10 protein-coding genes are annotated in these 11674 nt (G+C 69.5%); 4 read left to right on the forward strand and 6 right to left on the reverse strand.

What is annotated here, in order from left to right; genetic code table 11:
- Positions 1-21: 21 nt before the first annotated feature.
- On the reverse strand, positions 22-3228 hold the full coding sequence (locus tag ABF821_RS04490) for an AsmA-like C-terminal region-containing protein (protein ID WP_415529178.1): 3207 nt from the start codon (positions 3226-3228) through the stop codon (positions 22-24).
- Positions 3229-3344: 116 nt separating this feature from the next.
- On the opposite strand from ABF821_RS04490, the gene ABF821_RS04495 reads away from it, so the two are divergent.
- Positions 3345-6443: a bifunctional [glutamine synthetase] adenylyltransferase/[glutamine synthetase]-adenylyl-L-tyrosine phosphorylase gene (locus ABF821_RS04495; RefSeq protein ID WP_415529179.1), complete on the forward strand. Its 3099-nt coding sequence runs from the start codon at positions 3345-3347 to the stop codon at positions 6441-6443.
- 52 nt (positions 6444-6495) lie between these two features.
- Entirely contained in the window at positions 6496-6975 is a 480-nt protein-coding gene (locus ABF821_RS04500; protein ID WP_415529180.1) for a peroxiredoxin, read from the forward strand.
- A 6-nt stretch (positions 6976-6981) separates the two neighbouring features.
- Here ABF821_RS04500 and ABF821_RS04505 read toward each other — a convergent pair whose 3' ends face one another.
- From ABF821_RS04505 to aat, 4 genes are all read right to left on the reverse strand, one after another.
- A complete protein-coding gene (locus tag ABF821_RS04505; RefSeq protein ID WP_415529181.1) occupies positions 6982-7374 on the reverse strand; it encodes a hypothetical protein in 393 nt (130 codons plus the stop codon).
- Positions 7375-7507: 133 nt separating this feature from the next.
- The gene (locus tag ABF821_RS04510) at positions 7508-8098 is read right to left on the reverse strand and encodes a hypothetical protein (protein ID WP_182973389.1); all 591 of its coding nucleotides are present in this window, start codon (positions 8096-8098) and stop codon (positions 7508-7510) included.
- Positions 8095-8769 carry a DUF4412 domain-containing protein gene (locus ABF821_RS04515; protein ID WP_415529182.1) on the reverse strand — a complete coding sequence of 225 codons (675 nt, stop codon included), beginning with the start codon at positions 8767-8769 and terminating at the stop codon, positions 8095-8097. The genes ABF821_RS04510 and ABF821_RS04515 overlap by 4 nt, the downstream gene beginning before the upstream one ends.
- A 44-nt stretch (positions 8770-8813) precedes the next feature.
- Positions 8814-9518 carry a leucyl/phenylalanyl-tRNA--protein transferase gene (aat, locus tag ABF821_RS04520; protein ID WP_415529183.1) on the reverse strand — a complete coding sequence of 235 codons (705 nt, stop codon included), beginning with the start codon at positions 9516-9518 and terminating at the stop codon, positions 8814-8816.
- 105 nt (positions 9519-9623) lie between these two features.
- Here aat and ABF821_RS04525 point away from each other — a divergent pair, with 105 nt between their 5' ends.
- Both ABF821_RS04525 and ABF821_RS04530 read left to right on the forward strand, forming a co-directional pair.
- Positions 9624-10598 (forward strand): 2-hydroxyacid dehydrogenase, encoded by a 975-nt coding sequence (locus ABF821_RS04525; RefSeq protein WP_415529184.1) that lies wholly within the window; start codon positions 9624-9626, stop codon positions 10596-10598.
- 5 nt (positions 10599-10603) lie between these two features.
- Entirely contained in the window at positions 10604-10768 is a 165-nt protein-coding gene (locus tag ABF821_RS04530) for a hypothetical protein (protein ID WP_182973393.1), read from the forward strand.
- A gap of 20 nt (positions 10769-10788) precedes the next feature.
- Here the strand turns inward: ABF821_RS04530 and ABF821_RS04535 are convergent, their stop codons facing one another.
- Positions 10789-11640: a shikimate 5-dehydrogenase gene (locus tag ABF821_RS04535; protein ID WP_415529185.1), complete on the reverse strand. Its 852-nt coding sequence runs from the start codon at positions 11638-11640 to the stop codon at positions 10789-10791.
- Positions 11641-11674: the final 34 nt, after the last annotated feature.

The following is an 11674-nucleotide window of genomic DNA, read 5'->3' on the forward strand; positions in this document are numbered from 1 at the left end:
GCCTCTCCTTCCAAAAACAGCCTATTCCACCAGCCGCCGCATTACGCCCGGCAGGAAGAGCGAGAACGGATTGACCCGCAGAGCCGGCGAATCCAGCGCGCCGCTGACCGCGAAGGTAGCCGCCAGCAGGCCGCCCTCCTTTTCTGGGCTCATCAGCCGCCCCACGCCCGGCATGTGGCCGGGGATGGTGTTGACGGCGAAAGCCGGCACGATCGTCCCTTTCAGGTCCAGCTTTCCCCGGTCCAGGTCGACCGGCCCCTCGACCGTCACGCCCAGCGAGGCGTTGCTGGCCACGCCGTCATGCACCGCCAGAATCCCGTCGCGGAAGGTAAAGGGAAGCGAGATGCGCGCGATCGAGAAACCCGGTGCCGGTGCGGCCTGCATCCAGCCATACAGCGACGCATTGTTGGCCAGACGCACCGCCCGGGGCACCTCGCGCACCGTGATCGGATCGACCGTCAGCACCCCGGCGAAAGGCGCCGTGGGCTGGGCGTCATCGAACACGCCCCGGATCACGGTTCGGCCGCCGTCGAACTTCGTGCTCACGCCCAGTGTGCGCAGCATCAGGCCCAGATCCTCGACACTGGCCCACAGATGCCGCCCGTCATGTTCCGGCGTCAGCGTCGCGCTGGCCGGCGACGGGCCTGCCATGGAAAACCGCATCCGCGTGAGGCGGACGCCATTATCCTCCAGATGCGCATGCACGCCGGTCAGGGCCGATTCTCGGGCGTAGAACAGGGTTCGGACATCGGCATCGATCAGCCAGCTTCGTCCGGGTGGCCCATGCACTCGGCCCGACGCGGCCTCGGGCATGTGATAGGCCGCTTTGGCGGGCGTTTTCGGAGGGGCCGCCGGGTCCGGCGGGGGGGCCAGCAGCGGCGAGAGATCCAGCACCGACGCATGGACGGCCACATGGAGCGGATCGGCCGGACGGGGCGAGACGCCCACCGTCGCATCGCCGCGCGACCGGCCGACGCGGAAGCCGCGCATGATCAGGGTGCGCCCGCCATCGCGGCCCATGGTGGCGCGCCCGTCGATCAGCAGGTCGGGGCCCGTCGCGTGAATGGCCTCGACCGAAACCAGGCGCCCGTCATCCAGGCCCAGCCGTGCAGAAGCCTCCGCCGGCTGTCCCCGCTGCTTGCTCCATACCGGGATGGTCAGCGCGGCATCGGCCAGATCCAGCTTCAGGCCCACCTGCCCGGCCCCACCGGGGAAATGATCGTAATCGACATCCAGGTCCGCGCTGCCATGAAAGCGCTGGCCGACATCGAAACCGGCGCGCGCCGCGCTCTCGGGCGTGACATGGGCGCGCACATGCGCGGTCTCGGTGGTGCGGACATCGGGCGTGCCCCGGAAATCCATGGCGTAGGCCAGGACCGACTGCATGCCGCCCAGCAACGCCGTGCCATGCAGGTTCAACCCCTCGGTGGTGGCATCCAGCGCCACCCGTCCGTCATCCAGATCCCGCCCCTGCACCACGTTGCCCAGATGCAGATGGTCCACGTCGGCATGGCCGTTCAGATGGATCTGATCGACCGACACCTTGTCGTCCAGCGGCAGGACCAGATGTAGCAGCACCCGCGCATTGCCGCTGGGCCGTTCGAACGCGACCGGATGGCGCGAGAGCAGATGCAGGCGCGGTTCGGCCAACAGGGCCAGCACATCACGCAGATTGCCGCGCAGGGTGGTGGTGATGTCGCCGATCTGGTCCTTTCCCATCAGGCCGGTGATGCGCATATGCCCGTCGCCCACCGCCAGATGGCCGGTGCCAGTGACGCCGACATTCCGGCCGGCGCGCTCCATGGTCTGGGTGCCGTCGCTGAAAGCGATCGACAGCGCATCTGGCCCCTCGAAGGTCAGGACAGCATTGATCCCCTCGATCGGCGGGATCGGGCGCAGCCAGTGCAGTTCCAGGTCCGAGCCGCTGACGCCGCCGGTCATCGACCGCATGGTGATGCCGCTCCACCCCGCCGGGCTGCCTAACCCAACCGCGACATGCAGGTCGCGCGCCGCGCCGCGCGTGATGTTCCGCGTGACCCATGCACGCGCGCCCTTCATCGCCCCTGCCGGCCAGTAGGCGCCGAGCGTCGCGAAATCGAGCGCGGGAATGGTGGCATCCGCCGACCCGTCGATCGGGCCGGGACCGTCGAGGCGGGCGATATTCAGCGCCGCATGGGCCGTCAGCGTAACTGTGTCGGCGGGCGTGCCGGCGGGACGGTCGGACGGCAGCAGATTCGCCGTCAGCGCGTCCAGCCGGATCTTCGCCCCGCCGGGCAGCATGCCGCCACCGGCATCGGGCGTGAAACCGGCGATGAGGTCGGCCCGCGCATCGGCCACGCGAATCAGGCCACCTGGCCCCGTCACGATCCGGCCGGCACCGGTTTGCACGCGCAGCGCCGCAGAAACGGGGCGCGCCATCAGCCCGTCCCGGCCGGCTGCAAGATGCACCGTACCGTCCAGCCAGACGGGCAGATCGGCATGCGCCAGACCCGGCGCCAAGGGGGCCAATGCGCTGGGTGTCACCGGCGTCGTGGACAGATGCCAGACCAGCCCGGCGGCACCGTCAGCCTGACCGTCGGCCCGCAGCGACGTGCGCACACCTGGCCCCGCCAGGGTCAGGCCCGCATGGCCGACGAGCCCGAACAGGGCGGCATGATGCACGGCATGCAGGTCGGCATTCACGCCGTCGGCGTGCCAGGTCTGGCCGGTGGGCACGTCGCGCAGCGTGACCGCCACATCCTCCAGCGCCAGACGCTCCGTCATCCGAGGGTCGAACGGAAGGCCCTCACCGCCACCACGGACGGGCGCCGGCCCGATATCGAGGCCGACCGCGCCGTCACGGCTCCGCCGCAGTGCCACCCGCGCGCCGGAAAGCGCCAGTTCCGGCGCGGCGAAGCGCCCATGCAGCAGTGGGCCGCTGGCCACCACCAGCCGCACCGCGCCCACGCTGGCCGCCACGCTGCCGTCCGGCCGGTGCAGGCGCAGGTCGTCAGCCGCGACCTCCAGCGGTGCGGCCAGACCGCGATGCAGCCAGTCCCAGCCGATGCGCATCCGCCCGAGAGCCAGACGGCTGGCCGACTGCCCCGGTGCGTCAGCCGGCAGGGCGCGCGCCAGGGCCAGCCGTGCCAGCGGCGTGACATCGACCGGCCGCCACGAAAGCCACGTCAGCAGCCCCAGGACCAGCAGCGCCGGCGCCGCGAGGCAGGCCGCCGCGAGCACCCACAGCATGCGCACCCACCGGCGGGGCCGGGGCGGTTGAGGGTCTTGACCTTGCGTCATGCCGCCGTCCAGGGTGCGCCCCGACCCCGGCGCGCCACGGCGCGGGGTCCGGACCAGGACGATCCATGCCCCGACATCGCACCGCCCGCGCCACGCCGGCGCCGCCCGCCTGCGGCCCGGCCGCCTGGACCAACCGCGCCTGGCCCGCCCCGGCCGATCCGCGTGGCGCCGGCCTGCTGCGCGAGGATCTGGACGAACTGTGGCAGGAACACGCGCTGGACCCGGACCTGCTGCGCGCCGAAGGTGTGGCGGCGATGCTGGCGGCGGTCGGCGGCAACAGCCCCTATCTGGCCGGGCTGATCCGGCGCGACGCCGTGCCGTTCGCCCGCCTGCTGGCCGAAGGGCCGGATGCGGGCATGGCCGCGGCACTGGACAGCATGGCGGCGCTGACCCCGCGCGACAGCCACGCCACGATCGCCGCCACCCTGCGCGCCGCCAAGCGTCAGGCCGCGCTGGCCATCGCACTGGCCGATATCGGCAACCTGTGGACTCTGGAGCAGGTCACGCTCGCCCTCAGCCGACTGGCCGAAGGCGCATTGGAAGCTGCGGTCAGACATCTGCTGCAAACGGCGCATGATAGCGGGCAACTGATTCTGCCGGACCCGAACGCCCCGAGCCGGGGCAGCGGATTCGTCGTGCTGGCGATGGGGAAGCTGGGTGCGCGGGAACTGAACTACTCCTCGGATATCGACCTGATCGTGCTGTACGATCCCGATTGCCATCCGGGCCACGAGGATTTGCGCCGGATCTTCATCCGCATGACTAGCGATCTTGTAAGCCTGATGGAAGCGCGCGATGCCGATGGCTACGTCTTCCGCACAGACCTGCGCCTGCGCCCCGACCCCTCGGCGACGCCGCCGGCGATCTCGTTTCCCGCCGCCATCGCCTATTACGAAAGCATGGGCCAGACCTGGGAACGGGCGGCGATGACCAAGGCCCGCCCGGTCGCCGGCGACATCGGTGCCGGCCGCCGCTTCCTGCGCGCGATCCACCCCTTCGTGTGGCGCCGGCACCTCGATTTCGCGGTGATCGACGACCTGCACGACATGAAGGCGCGCATCGACCGCCACCGCAATGCCGGCCATTCCGGCCTGTCGCGCCTGACCGACCGCACGGTGCATGACCCCGGACTGGCCCGCGACTGGCTGCTGGGCCACAACCTGAAACTGGGCCAGGGCGGCATCCGCGAGGTGGAGTTCGTCGCCCAGGCGCTGCAACTGGTCTGGGGCGGGCGGGAGCCCGAACTGCGCGACCCCACGACGCTGGGCGCGTTGCGGCGGCTGGTGCGCGCCGGCATCCTGCCCCGCCCGCAGGGCGAAAGCCTGGCCCGCACCTATCGCATGCTGCGCCGCGCCGAACACCGGTTGCAGATGCAGGCCGACCACCAGACCCACAGCCTGCCCGCGACGCGCGAGACCTTCAATATCTACGCGATCTTCATGCAGGAGGAGAGCGGCCGCGCCCTGGCGGCCATGATGCTGCCGATCATGCAGGAATCGCGCCGGATCTTCGAACGCCAGTTCGCCGAGCCCGAAGGCGCCGAAGCCTCGATCGACCCCGAGGCCGAGGACATGGCGGAGCATCTGCGCGGCGCCGGCTTCGCGGAGGCCGACATTCCCGATGCGCTGGCCCTGCTGGGCCGATGGAGCGGCAACCGCCTGCGGGCCCTGCGCTCGGACCGCGCGCGCAGCCTGCTGCGCCGCCTGATGCCGGCCCTTCTCTCCAGCTTCGGCCAGCGCCGCGAGCCGTTGACCTGCCTGCGCCGGTTCGACGCCATGCTCTCCCGCCAATGGGCCGGCGTGCAGTTTCTCTCGCTGCTGGAGCGCAATCCGGCGCTGATCGGGCGCATTGCCACCATCCTCGATGGCTCGGCCTTCCTGGCCGACCATCTGGCGGAAACCCCGGCGGCGCTGGAAGGGCTGCTGGGCGGCATCGGCGACGACGAGACCGACGCACGCACCGCCGACCTGCCGCCCGCCCAGCTCGTGCGCCAGCATGTGATGGCGGCGACCTCCACCGAACAGCTTCTTCCGGTGCTGCGTACGTTGGTGCGTGGCGAGGAATTCCGCCTCTCCAGCGCCCGTCTGGAGCATCGCATGGATGTGGACAGCGCCAGCCGGGCGCGCACCGACATGGCCGATGCGGTGATCCGTGGCCTGCTGCGCACCGTCACCGCCGAGCATCGCAAACGCTATGGGCGCATCCCCGGCGGGGCGATGGTGGTGGTGGCGCTGGGCAAGGCCGGGTCGCGCGAGATGATGCCCGGCTCGGACCTGGACCTGATGCTGATCTATGACCATCCGGCCGAGGTGACCGAAAGCGTGATCCCGTCGCGAGGCACCGCCGAGGGCGGCGGGTTGCCGCCGCGCCCGCTGCCCGTGGGGCAGTATTTCGTCCGGCTGGCCCATGCCTTCATCGCCGCGCTGACCGCGCCGGGCCCCGAAGGCCCGCTCTATGAGGTGGACATGCGCCTGCGCCCGTCCGGCTCCAAGGGGCCGGTGGCGCTGTCGCTGGACTCCTTCCGCCGCTACCATGCGGAAAGCGCCTGGACGTGGGAGCGCATGGCCCTGACCCGCGCGCGGGTGGTCGCCGGCGCGCCGCCGCTGGTCCGCGCCATGCGCGCCGCGATCGGCACCGCGCTGGATGGCACCCGCTCCCCCGCCGCGCGCCAGGCGATTCTGGACGATGCCAGCGCGATGCGTGCGCGGATCGCGCGCGAATTGCCGCCCGAAGGACCGTGGGATATCCGGCGCCGGCCGGGCGGGCTGATGGATGTGGAATTCATCGCGCAGACGCTGCAACTGGTCGCCGGCACCGCCGAGGCGCGCTCGCCCTGCACGCGGGAGGCGCTGCGTCTGCTGGCACGCCATGGCGATCTGCCCCCCGCTGCGGAAAGCACGCTGCTGCGGGCGGACCGGCTGTGGCGATCGGTACAGAGCATGCTGCGCATCCTGTTCGGCACCCGCCCCCCGACCGACCCCGCCACCATACCCGCCGCCACCAGCGACATCCTGCTGCGCGAAATCGGCGTGGCGTCGATGGCCGAGGCGCTGGGCCTGATGGACGACCTCGCCCGATCGGTGCGCGCCCTGTTCGTGACGCTGGTCGGCCCGGTCGAGGACCCGGCGGAACGCTTGCGGACACCGGCAAACCCATCAAGATAGAATACCCGCCCACGGCAGATCGCCCCGAACGGGGCCGAACGGAGATCCATCCATGACCGAGACCCCGATTTTTCCCGCCATCGGCGCCCCGGTGCCGGATTTCGACATGCAGGCCAGCAAGGGGCGGCATGTCAGTCTGGCGGCGATGCGGGGCAAGCCGTTCATCCTGTATTTCTACCCCAAGGCCAGCACGCCAGGTTGCACCACCGAGGCATGCGGCTTCCAGGAGGCGCTGGGCGCGCTGGGCGGCACCGGCATCCCCGTCATCGGCGTATCGCGGGACTCCATGAAGGCGATCGACAATTTCGCCACCAAGCAGAACCTCGCCTTTCCGCTGGCCTCCGACGCCACCGGCACGGTAACCGAAGCCTATGGCGTGTGGGTCGAAAAGACGCTGTATGGCCGCAAATATATGGGCATCGAACGCGCCACCTTCCTGATCGACGGCTCGGGCCGGGTCGCCCGCGTGTGGCGGAACGTCAAAGTGCCCGGCCATGTCGCCGAAGTGATGAAGGCGGCGTCCGAACTCTGATGCCGATCAATAGATCGGATAGGCGTACCCGTAGGGCTGCACATAGACCGGCGGAGGCGGCGGCGGCGGAGGGGGCGGCGCATAGGCCTGTTCGGCGATCACCGTTCCGGCCGCGCCGATCAGCGCCCCGCCGATGAGGCCGCCGACAAAAGCTCCGCCCACGCCGGGGCCGCGACCGTAATAGCCCCGGCCACCCCAGCCGGGACCACGACCATAATAGCCCCGGCGCCAGCCGCCATCGTGCCAGCCTCCCCCATGCCAGCCGCCGTGCCAGCCGGGGCCGGGACCGGGACCGCCATATCCGGGACCGCGCCATTGCGCGTGGGCCGGAGGAGCCGCGGCGGCAAGTCCCGCCGCCATCACCGGAACCACCAGCAGAAGCCGAGCCAGTTTATGCATGGCCGTACCCTTTCTTTGCGCGCAGGAACCAAACCATCCTGCATGAAAAGAAACACACCATGCCCTCATGGCGATTTACGGGCAGGTTTCGCCCCATTTCTGTCATGAAGTGAAGGAGACGGAAACCGCCGTTTCAGGGGTGGGCGGCCTGGATGACCTTCAGTCCCTCCGGCACGGCAAAGACCGTGTCCGGCTGGGCGTCATGGGTAACCTGCTCGGCACGCACCACGATCTGGTCGCCCTGCATGACCTGCAACATGTCGCCACCTTCGCTGTAGCAGACATCGCTGACCCGGCCGTCGCTGTCATGCGTATGCCAGACGGTGCAGCTCTCGCCGGCCACCAGCATGGTCTCGCCGCGCGCCCAGTTGCCCGCCGCCCGCTGCCCCGGCTCCGACAGGGCCGCACCGGGGGCGGGAATGACCGTGCGGGCACCACGGGCCTGATCGATCACCGTCAGGCTGCCCGCCCGATAATCGGTGATCATGTATGTGGCCGACCCTTCGGGATCGACGCGCTGCCGGCGGGTGGCCGCCGACCAGCGCATGCGCTGGTGCTGCAACGGAATCGACGGATCGGGCGACGCCAGGGCGTATCGTATATCGACATCCTGCTGCGGCGTGACGAACGGCGCATCTTCAGCCGCGCGCGCCGCCGATCCGGCAGGCTGGGCCAGAACGAGGACCAGGCCAGCCAGCGCCAGACGGCGTACGTCCCCCCTCATTGGCCGGACTGCGCCACCCCACCGGTGACGGGCTGGCCGCTGCCCACCGCGTGCGAGGGCGCGACCCGATGGCGCGTGACCATCTGATAGCCCTCGGGCGGCTGGAACGTGCTGGTCGGAAGAGGGCCATAGGTGACGCGCGTCGCTTCCAGCCGGCCCTTCATGCCGTCGCCATCCACCCCGTCCTCGCGCAGGATCACGCCGTCATCGGTGACGCAGGCGGTCGCCGTGCCGCGCCCCGACACCACGCCCCATTCGGTGCAGGGCACGCCCGCGACCTGCGCCTTGCCCTTGCGGGTGAATTGCATCGACAGATCGAGCAGGAACGGGTTGCGGATGCCGTTATGGGCGTCGAACTGCGTGTAGACCTTCTGCTTGTTCAGCACGATCGTCACCTGCCGCGTGGTGCGGTTGAGGATAGTCGAGCCCATGGCCTCGGGGCTGTCGATGCGCATCATGCCGCCATTGGCGGTGAACCAGGCCTCGATCATCTTGGGGGCCGGCGCGCCGTCGGGCTGCACGGCATATTGCACCTGCACGTCGCGCGCGGGGGCCAGCGGCGGATGGTCCGCATCGCTCTGCGCCCGGGCGGGCTGAACCGCGATGGCCGTCATCAGGCTCACCGCCAGCGCGCCAGCCAGGCCCGCGCGCGCCCCTGTCGGATGGATCATGGTCCTGAATTCCTTCCTGCTTATTTCGATCATGTCCGACGACCCTATCCGCTTCCGTCGCCGGACGAAATTGCGCCTGCGTCGCTTCCGCCCCGCATGGCGATAATTTCATGACGGATCGCATCGCGCTCCGGGGGCGATGCGTCATCCGGCCAACGGGCCGGCAGGCGCAATGCGGCCGCCAGGTCCTTCTTGTATCGCCACGAGGGAATTTCGATCCCGCCGAACTGCGCCAGATGCTCGGTGCCGAACTGGGTGTCGAGCAACGTGAAGCCCCCGCACCGCAGCCGCGCGACCAGCGAGACCAGTGCCGCCTTGGACGCATCGCGGGCACGGCTGAACATGCTCTCGCCGAAGAACGCACCACCGATCGCAACCCCGTAGAGACCGCCCACCAGGTGCCCGTCACACCAGCTTTCCACGCTGTGGGCGTGGCCCTGCGCGTGCAGGTCGCAAAATAGTCGGACGATCCGCTCGTTGATCCATGTGTCCTCCCGCCCCGGCGCGGGGGCGGCGCAGGCGCGGATCGTTGCCTCGAAATCGCGGTCGGAGACGATCTCGAACCGGTCGGACAGCACGGTGCGCAACAGGCGACGCGGCGCATGGAAGCCGTCGAGCGGCAGAATGCCCCGCAATTCCGGATCGTACCATTCCAGCCGCGCCGACCGGGCATCGGGCGCCATGGGAAACAGGCCGATCGAATAAGCCTGGATCATGATTTCGGGTGTGATGTCCATGCCCTCGCCCATCGCATTTTCCCTCCTGCCGTGCCAAGCGGCTGGACACACACCGGCAATCGGTCGAAATTGTAACCGACGCCGGCTGCGCGGCACCCACGAAAAAGAGGTCGACCCATGTCCCGGATACGCCCCCGCCTGATCGTTTCCCAGCACCTGCTGGCCGCCGCGGACGCCCGCATCGCGCGGGACTACGACACGCCCCCCGCCCCGGACCACAAGCTGACGGAAGACGAACTGGTTGCCCAGGCCCAGGCATTCCGCCCCGATGCCGTGGTGGTGACCAGCAGCACGCCGGTCTCCGCCGCCACCGTCGCCGCCCTGCCCGACAGCGTGCGCGTAATCGCCACCATCAGCGTCGGCACCGACCATCTGGACATTCCCGCGATTCTCGCGCGCGGCATCACCCTGACCAACACGCCCGATGTGCTGACCGACTGCAATGCCGACATGGCGATGCTGCTGATCCTGGCCGCGTCACGCCGGGCGAAGGAATATCTCGCGCTGGTCGAGTCGGGCTGGGGCCGGTCCCTGGGGCTGGACGAAATGCTGGGCACCCGCGTGACCGGCAAGACGCTGGGCATTATCGGCATGGGGCGCATCGGCCGGGCACTCGCCCGCCGGGCGCGGGGCTTCGAGATGAAGGTTCTCTATTCCAACCGCCGCCGTCTGGCACCGGACCAGGAAGAGGGTGCCACCTATTATGCCGATCCGCGCGAGATGCTGCCGCATTGCGACGTGTTGAGCCTGCATATGCCGGGCAGCAAGGACGGCAGGCCGGTGATGACGGCCGAACTGTTCGGCCTGCTGCCGCGCGGCGCCATCTTCGTCAACGCCGCACGCGGCAGCCTGGTGGATGAAGACGCGCTGATCGCGGCCCTGAAGGACGGGCAACTCGCCGGTGCCGGGCTGGATGTCTGCCGCAACGAACCGAACCCCGACCCGCGCCTGCTGGCCCTGCCCAACCTGTTCCTGACGCCGCATGTGGGCAGTGCCACGGTGGAGACCCGCACCGACATGTGCATGCTGGCGCTGGATAATGTCGATGCGGTCCTTGCCGGCCGCCCGGCCCTGACCCCCGTCACGGGATGATGACCATGCAGGCTGGCCAGACTTTCTTCCTCTCCTGCCTCGCGGGTTGCGCCGCGGCCATCGTCCTGGAACTGGCCATGCCGCATTACGCCGGCATGGCCCACACCCTCATCGGCTTCTATCTTCTGGGCGCCGTGATGACGGCGACAAAAATGGCTGTCCGGACCTGAATATCTCCCGCGCCCCGGCTTCAGTCCGCTGACAGGGCCAGGGCATCGGCCGTGGCGGCGCCGTGGGCGAACAGGACCGCCTCGCGGATCTGCGCCGGCGACGGACGAATGCCGGTGTAGAGCACGAACTGCTCGATGGCCTGAAGCACGATGACTTCGGCACCGGAAATGACGGTTTTTCCGGACGCGCGGGCCGCACGCAGAAATGGCGTCTCCGGTGGCTGGGCGACGACATCGAACGCGATGGCGCAGGCCCCGATCAGCGTTTCGGGGAAGGCCAGCGCCGTGCTGTCCGGCCCTTCCATCCCCAGCGGCGTGACGTTGACCAGCAGGAGCCCCCCCTGGTCGGGCATGTCCGGGCGCCAGCGATAGCCGTATTCGTCGGCCAGAATCCGGCCTGCCTCTTCATTGCGGGCCACGATCGTGCCGTCGGTGAAACCGCTATCCCGCAGGGCCGCCACCACCGCGCGGGCCATGCCGCCGCTGCCGCGCAGCAGGAAGGGGGTCGCCGGGTCGATCTCCCGCCGGGCCAGCAGGCTCCGCGCCGCGATGTAATCGGTATTGTGGCCGACCAGCACGCCGCCTTCGTTGACGATGGTGTTGACGCTCTCGATCGCCTGGGCCGACGGCTCCAACCGGTCGATCAGCGGGATCACGGCTTCCTTGAACGGCATGGAAATCGCGCAGCCCCGGATGCCGAGCGCGCGAACGCCGCCGATCGCCGCCGGCAGGTCGGTGGTGCTGAACGATTTGTAGATATAATCGAGGTCCAGCAGTTCATAGAGCCGGTTATGCAACCGCGACCCCGCATTGCCGGGCCGGCCCGACAGCGACATGCACAGTTTCGTATCGCGACCAATCGGCGGTTTCATGTCCATCTTCTCCTTATTTTTTTGAGGGGGGAAG

Origin of the sequence: Gluconacetobacter sp., assembly GCF_047721585.1 — a bacterium.
Classification (GTDB): Bacteria; Pseudomonadota; Alphaproteobacteria; order Acetobacterales; family Acetobacteraceae; genus Gluconacetobacter; species Gluconacetobacter dulcium.

Excerpts from the sequence above, each read along its gene's own strand:
- ABF821_RS04490 (WP_415529178.1), bottom strand. The coding sequence starts at position 3,228 with ATGCTGTGGGTGCTCGCGGCGGCCTGCCTCGCGGCGCCGGCGCTGCTG.
- ABF821_RS04495 (WP_415529179.1), top strand. The coding sequence starts at position 3,345 with ATGCCCCGACATCGCACCGCCCGCGCCACGCCGGCGCCGCCCGCCTGC.
- ABF821_RS04500 (WP_415529180.1), top strand. The coding sequence starts at position 6,496 with ATGACCGAGACCCCGATTTTTCCCGCCATCGGCGCCCCGGTGCCGGAT.
- ABF821_RS04505 (WP_415529181.1), bottom strand. The coding sequence starts at position 7,374 with ATGCATAAACTGGCTCGGCTTCTGCTGGTGGTTCCGGTGATGGCGGCG.
- ABF821_RS04510 (WP_182973389.1), bottom strand. The coding sequence starts at position 8,098 with ATGAGGGGGGACGTACGCCGTCTGGCGCTGGCTGGCCTGGTCCTCGTT.
- ABF821_RS04515 (WP_415529182.1), bottom strand. The coding sequence starts at position 8,769 with ATGATCCATCCGACAGGGGCGCGCGCGGGCCTGGCTGGCGCGCTGGCG.
- aat (WP_415529183.1), bottom strand. The coding sequence starts at position 9,518 with ATGGGCGAGGGCATGGACATCACACCCGAAATCATGATCCAGGCTTAT.
- ABF821_RS04525 (WP_415529184.1), top strand. The coding sequence starts at position 9,624 with ATGTCCCGGATACGCCCCCGCCTGATCGTTTCCCAGCACCTGCTGGCC.
- ABF821_RS04530 (WP_182973393.1), top strand. The coding sequence starts at position 10,604 with ATGCAGGCTGGCCAGACTTTCTTCCTCTCCTGCCTCGCGGGTTGCGCC.
- ABF821_RS04535 (WP_415529185.1), bottom strand. The coding sequence starts at position 11,640 with ATGAAACCGCCGATTGGTCGCGATACGAAACTGTGCATGTCGCTGTCG.